The sequence below is a fragment of the Acidiferrimicrobium sp. IK genome (assembly GCF_025499425.1).
GTDB lineage: Bacteria > Actinomycetota > Acidimicrobiia > Acidimicrobiales > Palsa-688 > Acidiferrimicrobium.
The window spans coordinates 37,610-62,622 of sequence record NZ_JAIMCB010000002.1; the positions used below are offsets into that span (position 1 = coordinate 37,610).

General features: G+C 69.2%; 24 protein-coding genes. 10 read left to right on the forward strand and 14 right to left on the reverse strand.

Annotation, left to right across the window (positions count from 1 at the left end; genetic code table 11):
- Position 1: 1 nt before the first annotated feature.
- From K6U06_RS03630 to K6U06_RS03640, 3 genes are read right to left on the reverse strand one after another with little or no spacing between them, the layout of a single operon-like run.
- Positions 2–1,144, reverse strand: coding sequence for an acyl-CoA dehydrogenase family protein (locus K6U06_RS03630; RefSeq protein WP_262320536.1), 1,143 nt, complete (start codon positions 1,142–1,144; stop codon positions 2–4).
- Positions 1,141–1,998 carry an SDR family NAD(P)-dependent oxidoreductase gene (locus tag K6U06_RS03635; protein WP_262320537.1) on the reverse strand — a complete coding sequence of 286 codons (858 nt, stop codon included), beginning with the start codon at positions 1,996–1,998 and terminating at the stop codon, positions 1,141–1,143. Before K6U06_RS03635 ends, K6U06_RS03630 begins: the two co-directional genes overlap by 4 nt.
- A complete protein-coding gene (locus K6U06_RS03640) occupies positions 1,962–3,611 on the reverse strand; it encodes an AMP-binding protein (RefSeq protein ID WP_262320538.1) in 1,650 nt (549 codons plus the stop codon). Before K6U06_RS03640 ends, K6U06_RS03635 begins: the two co-directional genes overlap by 37 nt.
- A 140-nt stretch (positions 3,612–3,751) precedes the next feature.
- Between K6U06_RS03640 and K6U06_RS03645 the strand changes: the two genes are divergently transcribed.
- Positions 3,752–4,165 carry a Zn-ribbon domain-containing OB-fold protein gene (locus K6U06_RS03645; protein WP_262320539.1) on the forward strand — a complete coding sequence of 138 codons (414 nt, stop codon included), beginning with the start codon at positions 3,752–3,754 and terminating at the stop codon, positions 4,163–4,165.
- Between the two features lie 72 nt (positions 4,166–4,237).
- Here K6U06_RS03645 and K6U06_RS03650 read toward each other — a convergent pair whose 3' ends face one another.
- From K6U06_RS03650 to K6U06_RS03660, 3 genes are read right to left on the reverse strand one after another with little or no spacing between them, the layout of a single operon-like run.
- Positions 4,238–5,389, reverse strand: coding sequence for an acetyl-CoA acetyltransferase (locus tag K6U06_RS03650; RefSeq protein ID WP_262320540.1), 1,152 nt, complete (start codon positions 5,387–5,389; stop codon positions 4,238–4,240).
- On the reverse strand, positions 5,382–5,786 hold the full coding sequence (locus K6U06_RS03655; protein WP_262320541.1) for a MaoC/PaaZ C-terminal domain-containing protein: 405 nt from the start codon (positions 5,784–5,786) through the stop codon (positions 5,382–5,384). Before K6U06_RS03655 ends, K6U06_RS03650 begins: the two co-directional genes overlap by 8 nt.
- Positions 5,783–6,190 (reverse strand): MaoC family dehydratase N-terminal domain-containing protein, encoded by a 408-nt coding sequence (locus K6U06_RS03660; RefSeq protein ID WP_262320542.1) that lies wholly within the window; start codon positions 6,188–6,190, stop codon positions 5,783–5,785. Before K6U06_RS03660 ends, K6U06_RS03655 begins: the two co-directional genes overlap by 4 nt.
- Before the next feature lie 133 nt (positions 6,191–6,323).
- Between K6U06_RS03660 and K6U06_RS03665 the strand changes: the two genes are divergently transcribed.
- The 3 genes from K6U06_RS03665 (at position 6,324) to K6U06_RS03675 (ending at position 9,679) form a co-directional block, all read left to right on the forward strand.
- Positions 6,324–7,103, forward strand: a complete 780-nt coding sequence (locus K6U06_RS03665; protein ID WP_262320543.1) for an SDR family NAD(P)-dependent oxidoreductase — start codon at positions 6,324–6,326, stop codon at positions 7,101–7,103.
- Between the two features lie 79 nt (positions 7,104–7,182).
- Complete coding sequence (locus K6U06_RS03670; RefSeq protein WP_262320544.1) at positions 7,183–8,106, forward strand: SDR family NAD(P)-dependent oxidoreductase; 924 nt, start codon at positions 7,183–7,185, stop codon at positions 8,104–8,106.
- Positions 8,107–8,128: 22 nt separating this feature from the next.
- Entirely contained in the window at positions 8,129–9,679 is a 1,551-nt protein-coding gene (locus K6U06_RS03675) for a class I adenylate-forming enzyme family protein (RefSeq protein WP_262320545.1), read from the forward strand.
- Between the two features lie 13 nt (positions 9,680–9,692).
- Here the strand turns inward: K6U06_RS03675 and K6U06_RS03680 are convergent, their stop codons facing one another.
- The 4 genes from K6U06_RS03680 to K6U06_RS03695 form a co-directional block, all read right to left on the reverse strand.
- Entirely contained in the window at positions 9,693–12,071 is a 2,379-nt protein-coding gene (locus tag K6U06_RS03680; RefSeq protein ID WP_262320546.1) for an AMP-binding protein, read from the reverse strand.
- A gap of 56 nt (positions 12,072–12,127) precedes the next feature.
- Complete coding sequence (locus tag K6U06_RS03685; protein ID WP_262320547.1) at positions 12,128–13,156, reverse strand: acyl-CoA dehydrogenase family protein; 1,029 nt, start codon at positions 13,154–13,156, stop codon at positions 12,128–12,130.
- 3 nt (positions 13,157–13,159) lie between these two features.
- Complete coding sequence (locus tag K6U06_RS03690; RefSeq protein ID WP_262320548.1) at positions 13,160–14,332, reverse strand: acyl-CoA dehydrogenase family protein; 1,173 nt, start codon at positions 14,330–14,332, stop codon at positions 13,160–13,162.
- Positions 14,333–14,429: 97 nt separating this feature from the next.
- Positions 14,430–15,782, reverse strand: coding sequence for a TetR/AcrR family transcriptional regulator (locus tag K6U06_RS03695; RefSeq protein WP_262320549.1), 1,353 nt, complete (start codon positions 15,780–15,782; stop codon positions 14,430–14,432).
- A gap of 129 nt (positions 15,783–15,911) precedes the next feature.
- Between K6U06_RS03695 and K6U06_RS03700 the strand changes: the two genes are divergently transcribed.
- The gene (locus K6U06_RS03700; RefSeq protein ID WP_262320550.1) at positions 15,912–16,898 is read left to right on the forward strand and encodes an NADPH:quinone oxidoreductase family protein; all 987 of its coding nucleotides are present in this window, start codon (positions 15,912–15,914) and stop codon (positions 16,896–16,898) included.
- A 129-nt stretch (positions 16,899–17,027) separates the two neighbouring features.
- Here K6U06_RS03700 and K6U06_RS03705 read toward each other — a convergent pair whose 3' ends face one another.
- Positions 17,028–17,894 (reverse strand): mycofactocin-coupled SDR family oxidoreductase, encoded by an 867-nt coding sequence (locus K6U06_RS03705; protein WP_262320551.1) that lies wholly within the window; start codon positions 17,892–17,894, stop codon positions 17,028–17,030.
- A gap of 36 nt (positions 17,895–17,930) precedes the next feature.
- Complete coding sequence (locus K6U06_RS03710) at positions 17,931–19,409, reverse strand: aldehyde dehydrogenase family protein (protein ID WP_262320552.1); 1,479 nt, start codon at positions 19,407–19,409, stop codon at positions 17,931–17,933.
- Between the two features lie 225 nt (positions 19,410–19,634).
- Here K6U06_RS03710 and K6U06_RS03715 point away from each other — a divergent pair, with 225 nt between their 5' ends.
- The 5 genes from K6U06_RS03715 to K6U06_RS03735 all read left to right on the forward strand — a co-directional run bounded on the left by K6U06_RS03715 (position 19,635) and on the right by K6U06_RS03735 (position 23,507).
- Positions 19,635–20,315: a cysteine hydrolase gene (locus K6U06_RS03715; RefSeq protein ID WP_262320553.1), complete on the forward strand. Its 681-nt coding sequence runs from the start codon at positions 19,635–19,637 to the stop codon at positions 20,313–20,315.
- A 3-nt stretch (positions 20,316–20,318) separates the two neighbouring features.
- Complete coding sequence (locus tag K6U06_RS03720) at positions 20,319–21,086, forward strand: enoyl-CoA hydratase-related protein (protein ID WP_262320554.1); 768 nt, start codon at positions 20,319–20,321, stop codon at positions 21,084–21,086.
- A 152-nt stretch (positions 21,087–21,238) separates the two neighbouring features.
- Positions 21,239–22,012: an enoyl-CoA hydratase/isomerase family protein gene (locus K6U06_RS03725; RefSeq protein ID WP_410050977.1), complete on the forward strand. Its 774-nt coding sequence runs from the start codon at positions 21,239–21,241 to the stop codon at positions 22,010–22,012.
- Between the two features lie 10 nt (positions 22,013–22,022).
- Entirely contained in the window at positions 22,023–22,847 is an 825-nt protein-coding gene (locus K6U06_RS03730) for an enoyl-CoA hydratase-related protein (protein ID WP_262320556.1), read from the forward strand.
- Between the two features lie 117 nt (positions 22,848–22,964).
- Entirely contained in the window at positions 22,965–23,507 is a 543-nt protein-coding gene (locus tag K6U06_RS03735) for a TetR/AcrR family transcriptional regulator (RefSeq protein WP_262320557.1), read from the forward strand.
- 55 nt (positions 23,508–23,562) lie between these two features.
- On the opposite strand, the gene K6U06_RS03740 is transcribed toward K6U06_RS03735, so the two are convergent.
- Both K6U06_RS03740 and K6U06_RS03745 read right to left on the reverse strand, forming a co-directional pair.
- A complete protein-coding gene (locus tag K6U06_RS03740; RefSeq protein WP_262320558.1) occupies positions 23,563–23,763 on the reverse strand; it encodes a ferredoxin in 201 nt (66 codons plus the stop codon).
- Positions 23,760–24,965: a cytochrome P450 gene (locus tag K6U06_RS03745; RefSeq protein ID WP_262320559.1), complete on the reverse strand. Its 1,206-nt coding sequence runs from the start codon at positions 24,963–24,965 to the stop codon at positions 23,760–23,762. The genes K6U06_RS03740 and K6U06_RS03745 overlap by 4 nt, the downstream gene beginning before the upstream one ends.
- Positions 24,966–25,013: the final 48 nt, after the last annotated feature.

The following is a 25,013-nucleotide window of genomic DNA, read 5'->3' on the forward strand; positions in this document are numbered from 1 at the left end:
ATCATCCCTTCGGGAGGTTGAGCGACAGCCGGGCCACGTTGTTCAACTGCATCTCGTAGCTTCCGGCGGCGATGGCCACCGTCGTCGCCGTAGCCAGTTGCTCGTCGGCCTCCGGGTCGACCAGCGCCGGCTGTCCGAGCAGCTCCAAGGAGGTTTCGGCGGTGCGGCGAATGGCGGTCACCGTAGCGACGCGCGAGATGGAGGCGGCCGGACGCGGCCCCTCCCCTGCCGAGATCCTCTCCTGGACTGCGGCGTAGTTGAGCACCCGGGCCACCTCGTTGTAAGCGAGGGCCCGCCCTGCCAACTCCTTCTCGCACGGTCCGAACGGTCGCCCGGCCTGGCGAGCGTTGGCCACCGCGGCGTCGAGGGCCCTGGCCGAGCGTTCGAAGCGGGCAATGCCGATCCGTTCGTTGGCCAAAGAGTTGAGCACCAGCGCCCAGCCGTCGTTCTCCGCTCCGAGCAAGCAGGAGGCGTCGACATGGACGTCGCGAAAGAACACCTCGTGGATCACGTGGGCGCCCGCGATGTTGGGGATGGTACGGACCTCTATGCCGGCGCTGTCCATCGGGACCAGCAGGGCGGAGATGCCCCGGCGGGCCTCCGCCGTCGGGTCGGTGCGGGCCAGGAGGAAGCAGTAGTCGGCGGCGTGGGCGTAGGACGTCCAAATCTTCTGCCCGTTGACGACATAGGTGTCGCCGTCGCGCACCGCCGCGGTCCGCATCGCCGACAGGTCGCTTCCCGCGTCGGGTTCGGAGAACCCCTGGCACCAAAAGACGTCCCCATTGGCGATCAAGGGCAGGTGCAACTCTTTCTGCCGCGGGGTGCCGTAAGCCATGATCGCCGGTCCGATCCAGTTGACGTTCATGTACTGCGGTCCTCTGGGCTCGAACGCCCCGTGCATCTCCTCGCTGAGGATCAGTTGCTCCCACGGGGAGGCGTCGCGCCCGCCGTACTCCTTGGGCCAGTTGGGCGTCAGGAGGCCCTCCTTGGCCAATGCCCGGCAGAAGGCGCGGCACGTCTCCGCCAGCTCCGGGGTGGTCAGCTCGAAGTCCCTGGGTCCCCACTCCGGCGAGCCGTAGCGGGCTATCGCGTCGCGCACCGCCTCCCGAAAGGCCTGCTCCTCGGCGGTCCATTCGAAGTTCATGCGGTTCCCTCCTCCTGCGGTGCCACTCGGTGCAGGTAGGACAGAAGCCCCACCGGGATGCGGCTGCCGCCTGTCACTTGGATCACGCTCCCGGTGGTCCACGATGCCTCGTCGGACGCCAGGTACACGCACAGGGGGCCGATATCGTCGACGGTCCCCAGCCGCTGAAGCGGGATGGTCTCGACCTGCCGGCGCCGGCGAGCCGGGGACGACATCGACCCGGCCCCGGCCGCGTGGGTCTCGGTGAGCACGACGCCAGGGGCGACGGCGTTGACCCGAATCCCCCGGTGACCCCACTCCACGGCCATGGTGGCGGTCAGGTTCTCGACGCCGGCCTTGGCCGCACCGTACTGGCCGGTCATCGGGTTCGGCTGCGATCCGCTGCGAGACGAGATGTTGATGATCGAGCCGCCCCTTGCCATGACCCTGGCCGCGGCCTGGGCCGCGAAAAAGGTCCACTTGAGGTTGGTGTCGACCACCGCGTCCCACTGGGCCTCGGTCATGTCGATCAGCGGACCGACATCGGACGACGATGCGCTGCCAGCGTTGTTGACCCATACCTCGATGGAGCCTCCGCCGAAGGCCAGCGCGGCGGCCACGAGCGCGTCGAGATCGGCGCGAGAGGTGATATCGGCCGGCACCATAAGGGCCCGCACACCTATCGCCTCCAGTTCCTTCACGGCGTCCTCGAGCGGAGGCAGCGACCTGCCGCTGACGACCACGTCGGCTCCGGCCTGGGCCAGGGCCCGGGCGATGCCCCGGCCGATACCGCGCCCGCCGCCAGTGACGACGGCGGTTTTGGACCGCAGGTCGAACATCACCGCCCCGTCCCAGACACCGATTCGGAGCTGCACCCATCCGGGGAGGAGAGCCGCGCCCGCAGCTCAACCTTACGGATCTTGCCTGACGGCGTCCGGGGCAGGTCGTCGACGATCACCAGTCGCTCCGGGGTCTTTTGCCGAGCGACGCCGAGCTCGGCGAACCACGACCCGATCGATCGAAGATCGACGGTCTCACCGGGCCGAGGGACGATGAAGGCGCACGCCGTCTCGCCCAATCGATCATCCGGCGCGGCGACGACCGCCGCCTCGGCGATGAACGGGTGGCGGGCCAGTGCATCCTCGATTTCCTTGGAGGACAGGTTCTCGCCGCCCCGGATGATCACGTCCTTGCGCCGGTCTGTGATGGTCAGGTTGCCGAGCTGATCCAGGTGGCCGATGTCGCCGGTGCGGAACCAGCCATCGGGCGTGAACGCATCGGCATTGAGCTCGTCGGTGAGGTACCCGGAGAATTGGTCGGGACCGATAGAGAGGATGTCACCGTCCCTCCCGGCGGGGAGGACTCGGCCGTTCTCGTCGACGATGCGGACCTCGGTGCCGGCGATGACACTGCCGTCGGTGAACGCCCTCACCTCGAACGGATCGCCCGGGTGCCCGGTGCTGATCGTGGGGTGCTCCGTCGACCCGTAGCAGCGGTAGCCGGGCATTCCGGCCTGGTCAGCGCGCGCCACCGCGCTGGGCGGCACGCTGGCAGCCCCGAGCATGAACTCGCGGAGGCCGAGGGTGACACCCTTCGCCTCGGCCACATCCAGCATGGTGTTGAGGAACACCGGTGCCCCGACCGATGCGGTGACCCCGTAGCGCAGCGAGAGGTCCACGGCGTCCTCAGGGTTCCACGCGTCCATCGAAACTGCTGTGCTGCCGTCGAGGAAAGGACGGGTGTTGGTCAACGCCCCGGTGATGTGACCGGCCGGCCCGCCGTTTAGGAACACTGTCGAGGCGTCCCTCGTGAGCTCATTGGCCATGGTCTGGATCTCCGCCAGGAAAGAGTTGCTGGTGTGTACGACGCCCTTCGGATCGGCTGTCGTCCCCGATGTGTATAGGAGGAGGCAGGGGTCGTCGGGGCGCCGCGGCGCGGGCCCGCTCGGCGCCGCCTCCTCGTGCACCAGGTCGTCCCAGACCACTCCGCCGGGGACCGCCCGCTCTCCAACGGCTACCACCAGATCCAGCGCCGGGCAGGGCCCCATCGCTGCGATCCGCTCCAGGTAATCGTAAGAGCGCCAGGTGTCGGGCGTTATGAGCGCCCGGGCGCCGCAGTCCCGGACGATGTAGCCCAGCTCGGCCGCGCCGTAGATGTGAACGACCGGCGCCACGACCAATCCGGCGTACATCGACGCGTACCAGCCGACGGCCCACTCGGCCCAGTTGGGCAGCTGCATGACCAGCGTATCCCCAGGCCGCAGGCCCCTCCGGGCCAGCACCGCGGCCAAGCGCCGACCCTGCTCCTGCACGTCGCGGGTGGTCAGCGTGGCGGGGCGGGTCCGCGAGCCGAACACCAGCCTGGCGGTCGGGTGGCGCTCCGCGCCGGCGTCGAGGGCCGCGGCCACGGTCTGCTCCGCCTGCCACCCCTCGCTCCGCCAGCGGGCCGCCAGGGCCTGCCGGGCCTCCTTGTAAGGCGCGTGTCGCATCCTTCCTCCTCCCACCTGAGCCGCGGCTCTTACCGCTCCATCATATGCATAATGGCGCCTGGTCGGCGGCGCCGGAGCCCCGGGCAGCGATCTGACAGGAGTGTCGCCGCCAGCAGCGCCCCGACGCTACGCTCGACACCGTGCCCGACGCTGCCCGCCGCGACCTGCCGACGATCGACGACGACACGCGCCCTTTCTGGGATGCGGTCAGGGGCGGGAGGTTCCTCATCGTCCGGTGCCGCTCGTGCGGGGCCGCGCACCACTACCCGCGCCCGTTCTGCCCCTCGTGCTGGAGCGAGGAGGTCGAGTGGGAACAGGCCAGCGGGCGCGCCACGCTCTACACGTGGTCCACGGTGTTCGTCAACGACGCACCGCCGTTCTCGAGCCGCCTGCCGTACGTGGCGGCGGTCGTCGACCTCGAGGAAGGGCCCCGCGTGATGACCAACGTGGTCGGGTGCCCTCCGGAGGAACTGCGGGTCGGCATGGCGCTCACGGTGGCCTACGAAGAGGCCACGCCGGAGATCACCATTCCGGTTTTCACCCCGGCTGCGTAGCTCCGAGAGCCGGCGCCGCGGCGGGCAGCCGTGCCCCCTCCCGGCGGACGCCGGTCGCCCGCCGAGCCCGACTCACACCCCGAGCAGCATCGTCCCGCTCGAGCAGAACCACCCGCCGGTGCCGCTGACGCAGGCGATGCGGGCATCAGGTACCTGCCGGTCCCCGCACTCGCCTCGCAACTGCCTGGTCGCCTCGACAAGCAGGAACAGTCCCCTCTGGCCGGGGTGGCAAGCCGACAGCCCCCCGCCGTCGGTGTTGGTGGGCAGCTCACCGTCCAGGCGCAACGCCCCGCTCGCTGCGAACGGGCCGCCGTCGCCCTTGGCACAGAAACCGAGATCCTCGAGGGTGATGAGCAGCATGTAGGTGAACGCGTCGTACAGCTCCGCCACGTCGACATCCGCCGGCGTCAGGCCGGCCCGCTCGAAAGCCAACCGGCCCGACACTGCGGCCGGGCCGGTGGTGAAGTCGGGCCACTGGCTCATGGACATGTGCGACGTGTGCTCCCCGCTCCCGAGCACCCAGACCGGGGTCTGGGCCGTGTCGGGCACCCGATCGGCTGCGGCGAGGACGATCGCGGCGCCGCCGTCGGAGCGGATACAGCACTGCAGCTTGGTGAAGGGATCGGCGATCATCGGGCCCGACAGGACCTCGTCGACGGTGATCGGATCCCGGTAGTAGGCCTCGGGGTTGGGCCCGGCGTTGTAGCGGGCCGAAACGGCGATCTCCGCCATCTGCTCGAGCGTGGTGCCGTACTCGTGCATGTGCCGCCGAGCGGCCATCGCGTACTTGGAGATGAGCGTGTGGCCGTAGGGGGCCTCCCACTGGAGGGGTCCGCGCGAGCCCCAGTCCAGGTTGGCGGAACGCAGGCCGGCCCGCAGGTCGGCCCGAGCCGTGGAGCCGTAGGCCAAGATGATGACATCTGCGTGGCCCGCCGCTATGGCGTCGACGGCATGCGCCGCCATTACCTCCCACGATGATCCGCCGACGGTCGTGGAGTCGACCCATCGAGGGGCGAGGCCCAGGTACTCCGCCACCTCGACCGGGGGCATGGTGCCCAGGCCGGTCGAGCCGAAACCGTCTACGTCGGCCGGCGCGAGGCCGGAATCCGCCAACGCCCGGCGCGACGCCTGAGCCAGGAGAGCGTAGGGCGACGAGTGATCCACTCGTCCGACATCTGAGAGAGCCGCGCCGACCACAGCGACGCGGCGGCCGCCGTCACTCATCGACGAGAAACTCCGCGGATCCGGCGATGGCCACGCCACCGGTCTGGCGAGTGCACAGCAACTCCACGGTGGCGATAGTGCCCTGGCTACCGGCCTCCACGGAGACGACCTTACCGGTGCAGGTCAGCACGTCGTCGGGCCACACCTGCTCGCGGAAGCGCACCGCGAAACGGCGGACCCTGTCGGCGCCGAGCCAGTCCGCGGCGAAGCCGGCAAGGAGGGCGGCCTGGTGCATGCCCTGGGAGAACACCGAGGGAAACCCAGCAGAGCGAGCAAAGCCGTCGTCGTAGTGGATCGGGTTGAAGTCCCCGGATGCGCCGGCATACCGGACGAACATCTCCCGGGTCAAGGGACCAAACGTGGCCGCCTTCGGGCTGTCACCGACTGCGACGGTCATGCATCCTCCTTCGGTGCTTGGGCCGTCTCGACGACGGTGGAACGCTGCTCGGCTACAAGGTTGCCCTCTGCGTCCCGGAATTCCGTGACCAAAACGGCGAAGCGCATGGTCCCTCCCCGCCGACCCTCCTTCTCGTACCGGCGACCGATGCGGAACTCCACCTGCAGATGATCCCCCGCGCGCGGCAGGGGACCGTGGAACACGTACTCCTGCTCACCGTGGAGCAGCCGCTTGCGGTCAAAACCGGCGTCGGGCCGGGTCCCTTCGGGAGTCCACAGCGCGACGGACGCCAGGAAGGTCGGAGGTGCGACGGCATCCTCGCCGTCGTAAGCCGGATTGGCCGTCTGCATGGCAGCCGCGAACTCACGGATCTTGCCTCGTTCAACCACATATTCGAAGGACATGAGCTCCCAACTCGGCGCGTAGCGCGACCAGAACGAAACGTCAGAATAGCCTGCCGGTCGCTAACAACATATGCTCCAGGGGAACGTTGCGTCGTGTGACGCTACCGTCAGACACGCAGGGGGGAGACACGAGGTGGCCGCACGGTTGGCAGGCAAGGTGGCGTTGGTCTCGGGCTCGACCCGTGGCATCGGGCGATCAATCGCCGAGATGTTCGCGGCCGAGGGCGCGGCGGTAGCGGTGACGGGACGCACCGAAGAGAAGGGCCACAAGGTGGTGAGCCGGATCACGGAGGCCGGAGGCACTGCGGCGTTCTTCCGGCTCGACGTGACCGACGAGGGCAGCGTCGAGGAGGTCATCGCGGCGACCGTCGAAAGATTCGGGTCGCTCACAACGCTGATCAACAACGCGGCACCCACCGACGTCGTCGCCACGACGGTCATTCCAGTCCACCAGTACTCCACCGAGGACTGGAACCGGATCATGGTGGGGGCGCTCACCGGCAACGTCTTCTGGGCCTCCAAGCACGCATGGCCCCATCTGGCGGCCGCCGACGGAGCCTCGATCCTCAACATCTCCTCCGGCCAGTCCCTGGCCGGGTTCACCGGCTTTGGCGCCTACGCGGCCGCCAAGGGAGGGATGAACAGCCTGACGCGCGTGCTGGCCGTCGAGGGCGCCGCCGACTCGATCCGGTGCAACTGCCTTGTCGTCGGCCGGGTGCAGAGCGGTCGGGGAGACTCCGGGGTGGGGGTCGGAAAGGCGACAGGCGGCCGCCTGACGCGCATGGGCACCCCCAACGATGTCGCCTACGCAGCCCTGTGGCTGTCGTCGGACGAGGCCGCCTACGTGACCGGAGACCTCATTCCCGTCGACGGGGGGTCCAGCATCAACGGCGACGTGGCCCTCGACGCCTGATCGGCGTCGAGCGGTCAGGCTCAAGTGACACGCGCGTAAGATGGTGGTTCGCAAGTCGCCCACGGGGAGAGGCCACCGAATGTCACGCCTGCTTGAAGGAAAGATCGCGCTCGTCACCGGCGCCGGCCACGGCATCGGCCGCGGCCACGCACTGGAGCTGGCTCGCCACGGCGCGACTGTGGTCGTCAACGACCTGGGATCGTCGGTGAGCGGGGAGGGCCATGGCCGCGACGCCGATGTCGTGGTGGACATCATCACCGCCCGGGGCGGCACTGCGGTGGCGGACTACGGCGACGTGGGCGACGAGGACCAGGCCACCGCCATGGTGACAGGCGCCGTCGATCGCTTCGGTCGCCTCGACATCCTCGTCAACAACGCTGGGATCGTGAGGGACCGAGCGGTGTGGAACATGGGTGCCGACGACTTCGACCTGGTCATGCGGGTCCACGTGCGGGGCACCTGGCTGACGTCGAGGGCGGCGGCGCGGCACTGGCGCGATCGGGCCAAGGCCTCCGGGGAGAAGGTGGCCGGCCGGATCATCAACACCACGTCGGGTGCCGGGCTGCTCGGCAACTTCGGTCAGACCAACTACGCGACGGCCAAAGCCGCCATCGTCGGCATGACTCTGACCCTCAGCCTGGAACTGGCCAGCATTGGGGTCACCGCCAACGTCATCGGCCCTGGAGGCCTGACGCGCCTGTCAGCCACGATGCCCGGCGCTCCCGCACCACGCGAGGCAGACGAGCGCGACGAGGACGAGTTCGATCCGTTGGACCCGACGCTGTCATCGCCGGTGGTGGCGTGGCTGGCCAGCGATGAGGCAGACCACGTGTCAGGCCAGGTGATCCGGGCCATGGGCGAGAAGATCTTCCTCATGGGCGGATGGACCGAGGACCGCGTCCTGTCCAGCGGCGGGAAGCGCTGGGATGCGACCAAGCTGGGGGCCATTTTCGCCACCGACCTGTTCGGGACCCGGGCACCCGGCCTCCGGATGGGTGGCTGAGCACCGCAGGGTCACCGTCCCGATGCCTGCAATCCATCCCGGACGATCCTTCTGGGATCTGATCGAACGCCGGGCGCAGCTGACGCCCGAGAGGGTGATGCTGCGCGACAGGGACGGTGCGATGCTGAGCTTCGCCGGCTACCGGTCGGCAGCCGAAAACGCCGCCGCCGGCCTGCTCGATTCTGGCGTGGCCCCCGGCGGCCGGGTGGCCTGGCAGTTGCCCACCACGGTCGCTGCCGCCGTGCTGATCGCAGCCCTCGCCCGCCTCGGGGTGGTGCAGGTCCCGGTGATCCCGATCCTGCGCCGCGAGGTGGCGTTCATGGTCGACCAGGCGAGGGCGACGACTCTCGTCGTGCCGGCCACCTGGCGTGGTTTCGACCACGCTCGGTTGGGCGCCGAGGTGGCCGGCTCCACCGGTTGCGGCCTGATCGTGGTCGGCGCCGGGACCGACCCCGATGACCTTCCCTCAGCTGATCCAGCTGGGCTGCCTGCTCCGCCACCGGCACCCCTCCGAGGAACGGGACCGGAGCGTTGGGTGTACTACACCTCTGGGACCACTGCAGACCCGAAGGGCGTGCGCCACAGCGACGCCTCGGCCATGGCCGCCTCCAACGGGATGGTTCTGGTCGGGGGGCTCGGGGATGACGACGTGGTCTACGTCCCGATACCGATCACCCACATCGGCGGGGTCATGATCCTCGCCACCGTGCTGCGCACCGGCTGCTCAGCACTCCTCGACCCTGCGTTTGACCCCCAGCGCAGCCCCCGCCTGGCTGCGGACATGGGCGTGACGGTCCTGGCCGCTGCTGGCCCGATGTACGGCGCCTACCTCAGCGCACAGCAGGAGCAAGCTCCCGAGCCGCTGCTGCCTCGGCTGCGGATGTGCTGCAATGGGGGCGCCCCCCTGCCCGCCGGTTTGCACCAGAAGGTGAAGGCCACTCTCGGAGGCATCGGGATCACTTCGAGCTGGGGGCTCACCGAGGCGCCAGCGCTGACCTTCCCACCGCTCGACGCAAGCGACACGGACCTCGACACCACCGTCGGCGTGCCGGTACCCGGCGTCGAGCTCAGGGTCGTAGGCCCCGATGGTCCGGTGCCAGACGGCGACGAAGGCGAGCTGCGGGTCCGGGCACCCCAGTCGTTCCTCGGTTATGTCGACGCCGCCCTCGACGCTGCCGCCTTCGACGCGGACGGATTCTTGCGCACCGGGGACCTCGGGACCCGCCGCCCCGACGGGATGGTCCGTATCACCGGGCGCAGCAAGGACATCATCATTCGCAACGCCGAGAACATCAGCGCACGCGAGGTGGAAGACGTCCTGTCAGGCCACCCGGCGGTCGCCGGCGTGGCAGTCATCGGCCTGCCCGACCCCCGCACCGGCGAGCGGTGCTGCGCAGTGGTCGAACTGGCGCCCGGCGAGGGGCTGACCCTCGCCGAGGTCGCGGCCCACTGCCGCCGCGTCGGGATGGCCACCCAAAAGATCCCTGAGCAGCTCGAAGTCATCGAGAAGTTGCCCCGCAACGACCTGGGCAAGCTGCAGAAGGCACTCCTGCGCAAGCGCTACAGCACCTGAGAGCTACCCGGCCTCAGTCCCCGATGAACCTGGGGGGGCGCCCCTCGACGAACGACTGCATGCCCTCGCGCCGGTCGGCTGTGGTGGAGAGGAGCGCGGTCGCCGACCGCTCCTCATCGAACGACGTGGCCATGTCAGAGCTGAGTGAGCGCCGGTACAGCCGCTTGGTCAGGCCCAGAGCGCGGGTCGGTCCCTCCGCGAGACGGCGCGCCAGATCCAGCGCCACTGGGAGTACTTCCTCGGCATCGACCAAGCGGTTGATCACACCCCATTCGGCCAGCTGCGCGGACGTGACGGGATCACTCAGCAGGGCCAGCTCGTTGAGCCGATGAAAAGGGATGATGCGGGGCAGGAAGTACGGGTCTCCGGCATGGGGCACCATGCCCCGGCGGGAGAACACGTGGGTCCAGCGCGCGGTCCGGTCGGCGACCACCAGATCGCCCAGCAACGCGAGCATCCAACCCGCTCCGGCGACGGTGCCGTTGACCGCACTCACCACAGGCTTCTCCACCTCCCAGAGCGCCTTGAACAGCCGGCGGAACGGCTCGGTCGCGTAGCGGTAGTCGAGCGGGCTCGGCTGAGGCCCGGCGGCGGCGACGTCCGCTCCTGTGCAGTAGTCCCGGCCGCTACCGGTGATGACTACCGCTCGCACCGAGCGGTCGGTGTTGAGCTCCTCGAGCCACTGGGTGAGGCGGGCCGCGGAGTCGCCGTCGATGGTGTTGCGGCGCTTCGGCCGGTCGAGAGTCACGACGGTGACCGCAGACGTGCCGTCGAGTGGTTCGATGCGCAGTTGCGCGGCCTGATCGCCCGCTGCCGGGCCGTCGGAAGACATGACAGCGATGTTAGACAGCCGCGGCGCAGGCCGGGCGGCCGACGGCCCAGCGGCTCCGCGAGGTAACCGCTGCGCCGCGGCCAGGGTTCGCAGCGCACGCCGGTCCACCTTGGCCATGGGGGTGAGAGGAAGCTCGTCGACGATGCGTACCTCGTCGGGAGCCTTGTAGTCGGCCAGGCGGGCGCCTACCCAGGCTCGCAGTTCCGCCGGGGTGGGCGGGTCGTCCGGTTCCGACGGGACGACGAAGGCCACCCCGATCTGCCCGATGACAGGCGCCTCTGCGCCGACGACCGCCACCGACGCGATCCCTCCGTGCTCCGACAGGACCGCCTCCACCTCGGTGGGGTAGACGTTGTAGCCCCCGCGAATGTAGAGGTCGTCGGCTCGCCCGGCGAGGGCCAGGTTGCCGTCCGTCCCGATCGAGCCGAGGTCTCCGGTGGTGAGCCAGCCGTCAGGAGCCAAGACTCTGGCCGTGAGGGCCGGCGCGGCCCAGTAGCCGCGCATGACCGACGCGCCCCGGACCCGCACCCGCCCCGTCGTCCCGACCGGGAGCACCTCGCCCCCGTCACCCACCACGGTGACCTCCATACCGGCCTGGGGTCGTCCGACGGTCCGCTGCAGCACCTCCGGGTGATCGCCGGGCTCGGTGCCGGTGATGCTCGGGGACTCGGTCATCGCATAGCGGACGATCATGGGGCAACCGAGGACCGCTTCGACGCGGCGGACCAGGTCGGGGGTGGCGGGGGCGGTGGCCACCAGGGCAACGCGCAAGCGCGACAACGCGAGACGCTCCAGCCCGGGCTCTTCCAGCAACTTGGCCCACTGGGTCGGGACGCCTCCCGCGACGGTGATCTTCTCCTCCAAGAGGAGGCGGAGCATGTCCCCTGCGCGCCACGGCGTCGGGCTGATCACCATCGCCGTGCCCCATGCGAGCTGCTCCCAGAGTTTGGCCATGTAGCCGGCGTGAGCGAAGGGCGTCCCAACGAGCCGCCGATCGTATGGGGCGCTCATCACCCCCGCGGAGTGGACTGCCGCCTCGAGGTTGCGGTGGTCGAACCAGGCTCCCTTGGGCATGGCTGTCGTACCGCTGGTCCAGATGATCACCGCCGGGTCGTCGGGCCTGCGGACCGGGGCGGCCGATCCGAGTCCTGGCCGCTGCCTTGCGGCGTCCAGTTCGCTGCGCCACATGCTGGGCGCAGACCCTGACGTGAAGGGTGCCGGCGCAGCGCCCTCGACGCCAGACTTCGCGCTCGACGACGGGCCTTCCCTCACGACCAGCGCCGGACGGCATTGCTCGAGGATGCCGGCGATCTCCCGCGGCCCGAGCCGGGTGTTGATGCCCGTCGCCACGGCGCCGGCGCGCAGGGTGGCAGCGACAGCGACTGCGTAGTCGATCGACGGCGGGAGGTGGAGGGCCACGACGTCGCCTGGGCGCACCCCCCGATCCACCATCTCGGCGGCCACCGCGTCTGCTGCCGCCGCCCAACCCCGGAAGCTCAAGTGGGCATCCCCCTCCACGTAGGCGTCGGCGTCGCCGTGCAACGCGGCAGCTGTTTCCAAGGCCTCGTTGAAGGTAGAACCGCATTCGCCAAGCGGGGGCCCGCCGGTTGTCCGGCTCACTCGGCCGGAACCAGGTCGAGCAGGTGGGCGAGGTGCCACCGCAACGGAGCCATCGTGGCAGCAACTGCGTGGGCGTGCTTGAGGTGCAAGTTGGCGTCGTTGCCGAAGGTGTAACCCTGACCGCCGTGGATCTGGATGTTGTCCCGGGCGTTGTCCACCGCGGCGTTGGTGGCGACGATCTTGGCCGACGACGCCTGGAACCCGGTGTCGGCCCGGTCCCCGTCGATGGCAGCAGCGGCGAAGAAGACCTGGGACGTAGCGGCCTCGCACCGCAGCGCCATCTCGGCGCAGCGGTGCTTGATCGCCTGGTGGACGCCGATCGGCCGCCCGAACTGCACTCGGGTCCTGGCGTGCTCGGCCGCCTGGTCGCGCACCGCCTCGGCGGTGCCGGCAAGGATGGCGGCCGCCAAGACGGTGCCCCGCTCGAACAGCGCTCCGGCATCGGCGTGGGGCAGGACCGTGGCCGGCGCTCCCGTGAGATCAATCCGTCCGAGCCTGCTCGCCGGGTCGAGCGCGACCAGGCGCTTCACCGGACCGAGCGCGCTCACGTCCACCAGGGCGCTGCCTCCGGGTCCAGCGACGAGCAGCACCGAGGCCCCTTCGTCGTCGATCAGATCGAACGCTCCATAGAGCGGATCCTCGACCGCCGCGTCAGGGTCTCGTGGCAGGCCGAGAGCGGCGAAGCAGTCGCCGGCCATCAACGCCCCGGCCAGGTCGATCCGACCCGTCTGGAGCGCGGCTCGCACGGCCAGGCTCGTCGCCAGGAAGGGACCGGGTGCGAGGCCGCGCCCGATCTCCCGGAAGAGGATGGCCTCCTCGACCAGGCCATATCCCACGCCGCCGTTGGCCTCTCCGACGCCGACACCGAACCAGCCGAGATTCGCGCACCGTGCCCACACCTCCGGGTCGACGGCCCGCTTCTCGTGGCGACGCGCTCGCACACCGTCGATCGGGAGCTCCTTGGCCAGGAATGCCGCCGCCGCAGCGGCGATCTCCTGTTGTTCATCGCTGGGCAGTAAGTCCATGGGTCATCCTCTCGGGAGGCCGAGCACTCGCTCGCCGATGATGTTTCGCTGAATCTCGGAGGTCCCCCCGCCGATCGACTGCGAGAAGGAATACAGGTACTTGCCGCTCCATCCGCCTGCTGACGAGCGCGACCTGTACTCGAGACCGTCCTGTCCGACGATGTCGAACGCCAAGCGGTACACCCGTTGGGCGGCGTCGGAGAAGAAGAGCTTTAGCATCGAGCCCTCGGGCCCGGGGGATCCTTGGCGGCGACTGCGAGAGATGGCCGCATAGGTCATGGCCCGCAGAGACGCCACCTCCGCCCGGGCCGTGGCCAGGCGCCGGGCCAGCTCCTCGTCGCGGATCAGCGGCCGGCCATCGGGGGCCGACCGGTCGCGGGCCTCGTCGATCAGGTCCTCCACGATGCGCGACAGCTGGACCTGGCTCAGCGTGAAGGCCGTGCCCCGCTCGAAAGCGAGCGTCGACATGGCCACCCCCCACCCGTCGTCGATCTCGCCGACCACGTTCGCGAGGGGCAATCGAACGTCGTTGTAGAAGACCTCGCAGAAGTCGCTCTCGCCCTCCATCGTCTCGAGGGGACGGATCTCGATACCCGGAGAGTGCATGTCGCAGATGATCCAGGTGATGCCCTTGTGCTTGGGGACATCAGGATCGGTCCGCACCAGCAGCTCCTGCCAGTCAGCGATGTCCGCGTAGCTTGTCCAGATCTTCTGACCGGAGATGACCATCTCGTCACCGTCGACGTGGCCCCGGGTGCGCAGGGACGCGAGGTCAGATCCGGCGTCGGGCTCGGAGAACCCCTGACACCAGACGACCTCACCCTTGAGGATCCTCGGCAGGTGGTAGGCCTTCTGCTCGTCCGAGGCGCGGGCCATCAGGGTCGGACCGGCATGGCTGATGCCGACGAAGCGGGCGTCGATGTCCGGCAGGTCGTAGCGTCCGTACTCCTCGTACCAGATCAGCTGCTCGGTGAGGCTGAGACCCCGCCCGCCGTACTCCTCGGGCCAGGAAATCCCGGCCCACCCTCCGTCCCACTGGGTGCGTTGCCACTCCAGGTCGAACGCTCGCATCGCGGCCCGCTGCGTCGGGCGACCCTCGCGTGGCACATGCTCCGCCAGCCAGGTGCGGACCTCGTCGCGAAAGGTGCGATCGCTGTCGGTGAAGTCAAGGTCCATGTGTCTTCCTCCCCTGGCGCCGGAGCGGGTACGGCACCCTGCGGTGACACTGCCGTCAGATGCCCGGCTCGAAGCATAGCCTTGCGGCCGGTTGCGATCAGAGCTGCTCTGGTCGGCACCTGTCAGCACGAGCGGACCCGGCATCGGTCCCGGACGCGGTTTGCGCTTTGCGCGGTCGAGCCCCGCGGCGGCCCCTGCCCAGCAAGCCGCGCTCGATCACCACCGCCATCGTCTCGACCAGGCGCTCGTCGCTCATGCCCCCGAGGGCGTCGGCGACCTGGCCGGGCAGCTGCTCGAGCAGCGAGAGCACGATGAGGGAACCGGCCTTGACGTCGAGCGGGTGGCGGCGTTCGGCACCGGTCAAGACCCGGGCGAAGGCGTCGACCAGGACGGTCCTTGCGATCCGACCTGGCACCTGCACGGTGTCGACATCGGGCTCTCCTTCGGACCAGGCCCGGAAAACCCCCATGTAGCGGCGGCGCAGGATGACGAACTGACGCAACCAGGATCGGAGGTCCTCTCCGGTGAGCCCGCCGGCGGCGCTGGCGTCGAACTCTCGCAGGCCACGCGAGAGGGCGAGGGCCCCGTCCTCGGCCAGCACGCCGAGCAGATCGGTCTTGTCGGAGAAGTACTTGTAGAACGTGCCCCGTCCAAGTCCAGCCTGCCGGACGATGTCGTCCACGCTCGTCAGGTGGTAGCCGTTGGCCGCGAGGGTCTCCGCTCCGGCATCCAGCAGGCGCCCCACCGTGGCCCGCACCTGCGGGCTGCATCCCTCCAGGCGACCAGCGCTGCCCCGTTCCGTGATCGCGCGCCGGCGGCTGACGGGACGCCCGCCCCGACGGGGCCGTGGTGAGCGAAGCGCAGGTTGCTCCGACGGGCCCCCCGTGTGCACCAGCGCCGACGCGGGGGTGGAGGGATACATGACGAGCTGGAAGACCGTCGCCAGAGCGTCCAGGAGCGGCCCGTCTCCGACGCCCCCTGTGGCCGCTACCGTCCGGTAGTAGTTAACCCTGGTCACGGTGGCCAGGAGGGCCGCGGCCAGGTCCTCCAAATCCAACCCCGTGACGTGGCATTCGGCGAGGCGGTCGGTCATCCGCCGGGTGTACTCGCTGTTGAAATCGGCGATCAGCGGTCGCAGCGGCGCCCTTGGCGAATCAACGTGGGACCACTGCACAAACATGGTGGAGTACTTGTCGTACACCCAGGCCCACTCCCCCAGCCACCAGTGGAGATTGTCGTAGCCAGCGGGAGTAGGGCCGGTACGGCCCAGGCGGGGTATGACCCGCAGCAGCGCGGCGCCGCACTCCCGGAGCAGCTCGACGAAGATCTCCTCCTTGCTCCCGAAATACTGGTAGAGCGCGGCGCGCGAGATGCCCACTGAGGACGCGATGTCGTCGACCAGGGTGCCGTGGAACCCCTTCTCCTCGAAGAGAAGAAGGGTGACGTCCACGATGCGCCGGCGAGTGCGTGCCCCACGCTCTCCGACTGCCGGGCTCGCCGGGCCGTAGCTGGCTCGGCGCGTGAAGTCATACGCTGCCATACAGGCCGGTTACGTTAGCGGCCGGGAGGGACATTGAAGATGCTGGCTGCTGTGCTGCATGCCTATGGCGACCCCACTGCCTTGATCCTGGAAGAGCGGCCCGACCCCGTGGCCGGGGAAGGTCAAGTCGTCGTGGACGTCGCTGCCGCGGCAATCAATTTCCCAGACGTCTTGATCATGGCCGACCGGTACCAGGTATCGGTGCCCCTGCCATTCATTCCGGGGAGCGAGCTGGCCGGCACCGTGCGCAGCGTCGGGACCGGCGTGGAGGGGGTTTCACCGGGGGATCGGGTGTCGGCCACGGTAATGGTCGGCGCCTTCGCCGAGCAGGTCGCCGTCGCCGCCTCATCGCTCGTCCCAGTCCCTGCTGGGGTCGACCTGATCAGCGCCGCCGCTCTGCAAGTGACCTACCTGACCGCGTACCACTCGATCGTAAGCGTCGCCGGCGCGTCGCCCGGGGAATGGGTGGTCGTCCTCGGCGCGGCGGGGGGTGTCGGCATGGCGGCCATCGACATCGCCCGACAGATCGGCTGTCGTTCCATCGCGGCAGTCTCCAGTGACACCAAGGCCGCAGCCTGCCTGCAGCGCGGCGCCGACGCTGCGGTGCGCTATGACGAGGAGGACATGAAGAGCCGGATACGGGAGATCACCGGCGGTGGCGCCGGAGTGGTCGTCGATCCTGTCGGTGGGCCCTACGCCGAAGTTGCCCTGCGGGCTATGCGCTGGGGCGGTCGGTTCGTGACCGTCGGGTACGCGTCGGGCGTGATTCCCCGCATCCCGCTGAACCTGGTCTTGCTCAAAGGGGTCACGGTGCGAGGCTTCGAGATGCGGACCTTCTCCGAGCACGAGCCCGAAGCCGCCCGCCGCGGCAGCGCGGCGTTGATGGCCATGGTCGGGGCCGGCCTCCGTCCCCACGTGTCAGCCGTGCTTCCCCTCACGGAGGCAGCGGCCGGGCTGCAAGCCGTAGCCGAGCGGCGCAGCACCGGCAAGGTCATCCTCGTCCCTCAGGAGGGCGGCGGCGCCTAGCCGCCGACTGGGACAGCTTGGCGAGTAGCGGGCGGGGCAACATTCCAGTCTCTGGGTTGGGAGGGGGTACCGGGGGATTCCCCGCCGGTACCCCCTCCTGCAACCGCTGCGGGGGGAGCTCGTGGGGTGCTACTGGGTCGGGCCGCCCGGGAACTTGAGCAGCGATCCAGCGTCCACCCTGATCTGCTGGCCGGTGATGTAGCGCGACTCGTCCGAAGCCAGGAATAGCACCAGGTTGGAGATGTCAACCGGCTCTATGTAGGGGATGGGCATCGCCTGGAAGGTGGTGAACGCCGGCTCCGCGTCCTCGCGCGTCGGGTGCTCCAGGTCCGGGCGGAACACTCTGTAGAGCCCGTCGTTGTGCAGCAGGTGGGTGTTGCAGTTGGTCGGGTGGATGCAGTTGACCCGGATGAAGCGCCCGGCCAGGTGAAGAGCGAGCTGCTCGGTATAGCTGATCAGGATCCGTTTCGACCAGCCGTACCCGGCGCTTCCCGGCCCCATCGCCGGGTTGTCGGTGGTGTTGGGCATCATCCCCGCGGTCGAGCCGGTGATCACGACGGACGCCGCGTCGGGGAGGTGGGGCAGCGCAACGGCCACGGTGTTCATCACACCGGTGAGGTCGACGTCCACGGCATCTTGGAAGTCCATTGTCTGGGGGTCGCCCATCGCCATCGGCAGGATCCCGGCGTTGGCGACGACGGTGTCGACGTGGCCGAGGTCCGTGATGCCGGCCTGCAGCGCGTCGCGCAGTTCGTCACGCTCGCGGACGTCGGCCTGGCGGGCCACGATCCGCCGCCCCAGCTCCTTGACCGCACGCTCCGTTTCGGCCAGGTCCTCCGGCGACGACAGCGGGTAAGGGTTCGATTCGATCTGGCGGCAGATGTCGACCGCGATGATGTCCGCCCCCTCCTGGGCCAGGCGGATGGCGTGACTTCTACCCTGCCCGCGGGCCGCGCCCGTGATGAACGCGACCTTTCCCTCCAAACGACCTGCCATGGTGCTCTCCTGTCTTTTCGTTGTCGTGTCGACTGGTCAGGGGCGGAGCCAGGCGACGGCCTTGGTCTCCAGATACTGCTCGAATCCCTCGAGGCCGTTTTGCCGGCCGATTCCGCTGGTCTTGTAGCCCCCGTAGGGCGAGTCGGCGCCGTACCAGACGCCTCCGTTGATCCCGATCGAGCCGGTCCGAACCCGCCGGGCGATGGCCGTGGCCCGCTCCTCGGACGCCGAGAACACGCCACCGGAGAGACCGAACGCGCTCTCGTTGGCGATGCGGACGGCGTCGTCGTCGTCCTCGTAGGGGATCACGCACAGCACCGGCCCGAAGATCTCCTCCTGGGCGATGGTCATGGAGTTGTCGACGTCCACGAAGAGCGTCGGCTCGACGTAGTACCCCTTCGGCAGGTGCGCCGGCCGGCCCCCGCCGAGAACCAGCTTGGCCCCCTCCTCCTGACCCTTGGCGATGTAACCGAGGACGCGATCCCGCTGCCTGGAGCTGATCAGCGGCCCGGAGAAGTTGGCCGGGTCCTGCGGGTCGCCGTAGGCCACCGCCGCCATCGCCTGGGTGATCAGCTCGACGCCTTCGTCGTAGCGGGAGCGGGGCAGCAGCATCCGGGTCTGCATGGCGCACCCCTGGCCGGCGTGCATGCACACGAACGAGCCGGCCGGTACCACCGAAGCGAAGTCCGCGTCGTCGCAGACGATCATGGCCGACTTGCCGCCCAACTCGAGGAACACCCGCTTGAGGGTGGCGGCACCCTTCTCCATGATCCGCTTGCCCGTCACCGTCGATCCGGTGAACGAGATCATGTCAACCAGCGGCGAGAGGGTCAGCTCCTCTCCCACGAGGTGATCCGAGGATGTCACGACGTTGAAGACCCCGGCGGGCATGTCGGTCTTCTCGGCTACGAGGCGGCCCAGGCGCGTGGCGTTCCAGGGGGTGTCGGGCGCCGGCTTGAGCACGGTCGTGTTGCCGGTGGCCAGCACTTGGGCAATCTTGTTGCTGGTCACCTCGAAGGGGTAGTTCCAAGGGACGATCGAACCGACCACGCCCAGCGGCTCTTTCCAGACGGCCCGGGCGCTGTGGGTCCCGAAGGCGTCGCCGTCGCTGAGCGACCGCTCCCAGGGGAACTCGTCGATCAGCTTGGCCGGGTACCGGAAGGCGTCAGCCAGGGGCCCTTCCAGCTGGGCCATGTAGGTGACCGACCTGGGAGTGCCCACCTCTGCGATCAACTCCTCGCGCAGCTCCTCCCGCTCCGCCTCCAGCGCGTCTTGCAACTGCTCCAGGCATCGCTTGCGCAGCTCGCGGTTGGTCGACCAGTCGGTCTCCTCGAACGCCCGCCGGGCCGCTGCGATGGCCCGCTGCATGTCCTCCCGCGATGCGTCCGCCACCGGGCCAAGGACTTCCTCGGTCGCCGGGTTGATGTTGTCGAAGGTCTTGCCGGAAGCTGCGCCTACCAGGCTGCCGTCGATCAACATCCGGGTTTCGGGGGTGAACCCGTCGGTCCTTGACATCGGATCTCCTCGCTACCGGGACAAGCAGGCGCCCGCCCGTGACCAACAGACGCCAGGTCTCGCCGGTACGAGCCGCTCACACACACTTACTGTTGCCACGGCCCACTTCCACCCCCGGCGCTTGCAATCTCGCTGGTGTTTTTACCATACCGCTCCGCCACCTGTTTGCCTGCGCATCGGGAGGCCTTCCTGGCGCACCCCGGTCGCTGCTAGCTTCCGACAGACATGTCAAGCGACCAGGTCCGCTTCGCCCAGCGGGTAGACCCGGCTCACACCGTTCTCCTGACGGTAGAGCTGCAAAAGGGGATCGTCGGCGACGACGCCATCCTCCCGGCCTTACCGGCGGCCGTCCGGCGGGCCGGCCTGCTCGAGGTGGCTGGCCGGATCTGCGCCGGGGCCAGGGCCTCGGGCGTGCGGGTGCTCCACGCCACCATGCGCGAGCGCTCTGACGGTGCCGGGCAGACGGTCAACTGCCGCATCTTCGCGCTTGGCGCGCGCCGGCGGGCCGATACCGGCCACAACCCGACCGACACAGACCAAGCGGGTGTCGCCCTCGTCGACGAGCTCGACGTGCAGCCAGAGGACATCGAGGTTCCCAGGTCTCACGGCATGACGCCCTTCACCTCCACGTCGCTGGACCAGATCATCCGCAACCTCGGTGCCCGAACGGTCGTCCTCGTCGGTGTATCGCTCAACCTGGGCATCATCGGCGCCGCCCTCACCGCCTTGGACCTCGGTTACCAGGTGGTCGTCGTTCGCGACGCGGTCGTAGGTCTCCCCGCCGAGTACGCCCAAGCCGTCCTGGCCAACTCCATCGCCATGATCGCGGACGTCGTCAACGCGGATGAATTGCTGGCCGCCTGGCAGGCCGCCACCCCCGCTGGCGCGACCGGGCTCGGGGACTGAGCAGTGGACCTGGAGGTCTGGAACGACAGCGGTGTTGTCGTCGCCCGGATCAACCGGCCCGAAGCCCGTAACGCCATGACCCAGGCAGTGATCGCCGGAATCGGTCGGACCATGCGCGAAGCCGACGCGGACCGCGACGTCCGGGCGGTGGTGCTCACCGCGACGGGAGACCGGGCGTTTTGCGCTGGCATGGACCTGCGGGGCTTCGTCGCAGGACACGACGGCGCCGAGTCCACTGAGGACCTGGCCTCGTTCGGCCGCTGGCAGCGCCAGGGCATCACCAAGCCGGTGATCGGCGCCGCCAACGGGACGGCGGTGGCGGGCGGCTTCGAGCTGCTCCTCGCGTGCGACATCGTGGTAGCCGCCGAGGGGGCCCGCTTCGGCCTGCCCGAGGTCAAGCGGGGCCTCCTAGCGGCCGGCGGCGGGGTCCTGCTCTCAGCTCGCATACCCATCGCCGTTGCCTACGAGTTGACGCTGACCGGTGAGTTGATCGACGGAGAGCGAGCCTTGGCGCTTGGTCTGGTCAACAGGATCGTGCCGAGCGGCGCCGTCCTCAACGAAGCGTTGGTGATCGCCCGGCAGATAGCGGCCAACGGACCGCTGGCAGTGGCCGCCACCAAACGGCTGACTCGGGCAGCGGCCGAGCGGCCCGCCGCGGAGGTCTGGGCCCTCCAGGACGACCTGGCACCGGCAGTTTTCGCCAGCGAGGACGCCAAGGAGGGCGCGACGGCCTTCGTCGAGCGCCGGCCAGCCGTGTGGAAAGGCCGCTGAGCGCACCAACCCCGCGACGTCCCGGCGGCCAGGCGGCAGGGGACAGGGTGACGGGCCGAGCCCGGACGGCACCACCTGGCTAGGATGCACCTAAACTTGACAGATACGTCGAGTTACCCCGCCGCGCACCCGCCGGACCGACTGGAGAGACCATGCCGTTCGCACCCACTCCGCACCTCCTCGTAGAGGCCGATGGCCCAGTGACCATCGTCACGCTCAACAACCCCGAGATGCGCAACGCGTTCCTCGACGACATGCACGAGGGGATGCAAGAGATCTGGATGCACCTCGCCGCCGATCACTCGTGCCGTGCTGTGGTGCTCACCGGCGCCGGCAAGGCGTTCAGCGCCGGCGGCAACATCCCCGATTTCATCCGCAGCTACGAGGATCCCGACCACCGGCGGCTCTCCCTTAGGGGCGCCAAGCGGCTCATGGACGCCATGGCGGAGTTCCCGAAGCCGATCGTGGCCGCCATCAACGGGCCCGCCGTGGGCCTCGGCTGCAGCGTGGCCGTCAGCTGCGACCTGGTGCTGATCGCCGAGAGCACCTTCATGGCCGATACCCACGTCAACATCGGGCTGGTCTGCGGTGACGGCGGGGCGGTGGCTTGGCCGCTGATGATGAGCCTGCTCAAAGCCAAGGAATACTTGCTGACCGGTGAGCGCATTCCCGCCGCCGAGGCCGTGGCGCTCGGTCTGGCCAACCGGACCGTCCCCGACGACAAGCTCATGGAGGAGGCCACGGCCCTGGCCCACAAGCTCGCGGCCCAGCCGGCGCAGGCCCTCCAGGAGACCAAGCGGGCCCTCAACATGCACCTCCAGGCCGCCATCGCCCTGGTGGCGCCCTTTGCGCTCTCGGCCGAGGGCGAGTCGTTCGCCACCGAGGACGTCCGGCGGACCATCGAGACCTTCAAAAAGCAGGCCTGAGACCCCGCCGGTGGCCACCGAACCCGACGCTGTCGAACCGGTCCTCCGGGAACTCGACCAGGGGGTCCTTCTCCTGACCCTCAACCGACCAGCGCGCAACAACGGCTGGACCCTCGGGATGGAGAACGCCTACTTCGACGCCCTGGCTGAGGGCGCAGCGGACCCCAAGGTGCGGGTCGTCGTGGTCACCGGCGCGGGCCGGTCCTTCTGCCCGGGGATTGACATGGAGGTGCTGTCCGCGGCGGTCGGCGGCACACACCTTCCGACCGAGGACAGGCGGCCGATGACCTTCGCTCGCACAGTCCCCAAACCGGTGATCGCCGCTATCAACGGTGCCTGCGCGGGGATCGGCTTCATCCAGGCCTGCGCCGCCGACATCCGGTTCGCTGCGAGGGGAGCCAAGCTGACCACGGCATTCGCACGCCGCGGCCTGCCGGCGGAGAACTCGATCTCCTGGCTGCTGCCGCGGCTGGTCGGCGCCGGGCGGGCGGCGGACCTCCTGTTGTCCTCACGAGTAATCCTGGCCGAGGAGGCCCATGCTATGGGACTCGTCGATCACCTGAGCGAGCCGGGACAGCTGATGGCCGACGCGATGGCCTATGCCAGGGACATGGCCCTCAACTGCTCTCCTCACTCGATGGCGGCGATCAAGCAGCAACTGGTGGCCGACTGGGAGCGACCGGCGGAGTCGTCCCGGCTGGCGGCCATGCAGCTCGTTCACGAATTGCAGGAGGAGGACGACTTCTCCGAGGGCGTGCGCAGCTTCACGGATCGCCGACCGCCATCGTATGAGGGACTCTCGATCGACCTCGGGGCACCGCCTCACGCGCCCTAGGGTGCAGCGGCCGCACGGGCGCTGGTCTAGGGCCCCTAGATTCGGCCCGTGGCCGAACACGTCTCGATCCATACACGGCGCTCCCGCGATCCCCGTGCCTCTCGCAGCAGGGAGGCTGTGCTCGAAGCCGCAGCGGAGCTTCTGTCGCAGGAGGGAACAGGCGCCATCACCCACCAGCGGGTCGCCGAGCGCTCCGGGGTCAGCCGCGCCACCATCTACCGCCATTGGGCGACGGCCGCCGACCTGCTCTACGCGACGATGGCCAACATCGACGAACCCTTCTTCCGCGAGGGTGACGGGCCCCTGCTGTCTTGGCTGCGCAAAGAGCTGCGGCGAGCCGTTCAGGACATGAGCCAGCCGGCCGCCGTGCAGTTCACGGCCTTCCTTATCGAGCGGGCGGCCCTGGAGCCGCCTGGCGCCGACCTCAGGGATCGGCTCCTGAGGCGGACGACGATCCCGTTAGAGCGGGCGCTGCGAAGAGCCGTGGCGGCCGGCGAACTGGTGGGGCTCCCCACCACCGACGACCTCCTGGCCGAGCTTCTAGGCCCGATACTGTTTCGCGTGGTCCATTCGGGTGGCGTGGCCGACGACGCGTTCATCGACCGGGTGATCGACCTGGCCCTCGCACCGTGGCTGGTCCGGGCCGAATCCAACGGTTAGAGGCCGCTTCCGAGCGCCGCCTCGTAGGCGGCCCCCTCTGTGGCAGCCACCGGGGTCACCCCGCAGGCAGGAGGGATACGGCCCGCTCGGGACAGGCGGTTTCCGCTCGCTGTGCCGCCGCTTGCAACTCGGGCGGAACGCTCCCGTCGCCGACCACGCGCCCGTGGCCCTGCTCGTCGTCCTCGAACAGCTCCGGCGCCAGCGAGTAGCAGCGACCGTGTCCGGTGCAAGCGGCCGCGTCGATGAGGATCCTCATGCCGCACCGCCGACGGGCGAAGCCGCGACCGTTGCCGGGAAGATCACTGGAAGGGACTCGTAATGCAAAGTCCCCGATGGCCAGTGGACAGCCGGCCGAACGCCCTCTGCCAGCGTGAAGTCGGGTATGAACGAGAGCCACTCTTCGACCACGATGCGCAGTTCCCGCCGGGCCAGGTGCGACCCGAGGCAGCGATGGATGCCGCCGCCGAAGCTCATGTGACCTCTGTCGCCGGCGCCCAGATCGATGCTGTCGGGGTGGTCCCGGTCCTGCCGGTTGACCGTCGCCAGACACAAGAAGGCGTACGCGCCGGACGGGATCGTCGTCCCGCACACCTCGACCGCCTGGGTCGTAACCCGAGGGGTCATGGGCGCGGGCAGTTCCAACCTGAGCACCTCCTCCACCAGCGGACCGGTGAGCTGCGGATCCGCGGCGATCCGTGCCCGCAGGCCGGGGTCCTCGCCCAAGGCGCGCAGCACGAAGCCGATGGCGGCGGTGACGGTGTCGAGGCCAGCGAGAATGAAGAGGAAGCACAACCCGAGGATCTCCTCGTTGGTCCAGGCATCCTCGCCCTCCATGGACAGGACCCGGCTCAACATGTCGTCGGCCGGCGTCGCTCGCTTCTCGTCGATGTACTCCTGGAGATAGCTGAACAGCGCCAGCCCCGCCTCCATCTGCTCGGGAGTGGCTTCGCCCACGCCACCCCCCGACGAACCGACGAGCACCTTGGTCCAAGCGATGAAGGTGTCCCGGTCCTCGAGGGGGAGCCCGAACAGGGTCATGATCACCTGCGCCGGGTAGAGCTTCGCCAAGTCGGCCATCACGTCACAGCTTCCCCGGCCGGCGAACTCGCCGATGATCTCCCTCACCTGGCGACGCAGTTCGTCCTCGATGCCCCCGATCACGCGCGGGGCCAGCATCGGGTCGAGGAGGCGCCGGTAGCGGACGTGGGCAGGCGGGTCGATAGCGATGGGGATGAGCGGGACCGGGCTGCCGAGGCTGTCGAACGCCTTGGCCGAACTGAATATCTCTGGGTGCTGGTGGGCGAAGCGAACCGCCTGCGGGCTGGTGAGGTACCAAAGCCCGTCGCGCTCGTACACGTCCCCAGGACCCCGAAAGTACGCCCATCCTTCCGTGCGGTCGAAGGCCATCGGTGCGGCGTCGTAGAAGCTCGCGGCGGCGCCGCCAGTGTCGTGTGCCATCCCCCATCCCCCTGCATCTCGGTGTCCGGTCACGATATCGCTTTGTGA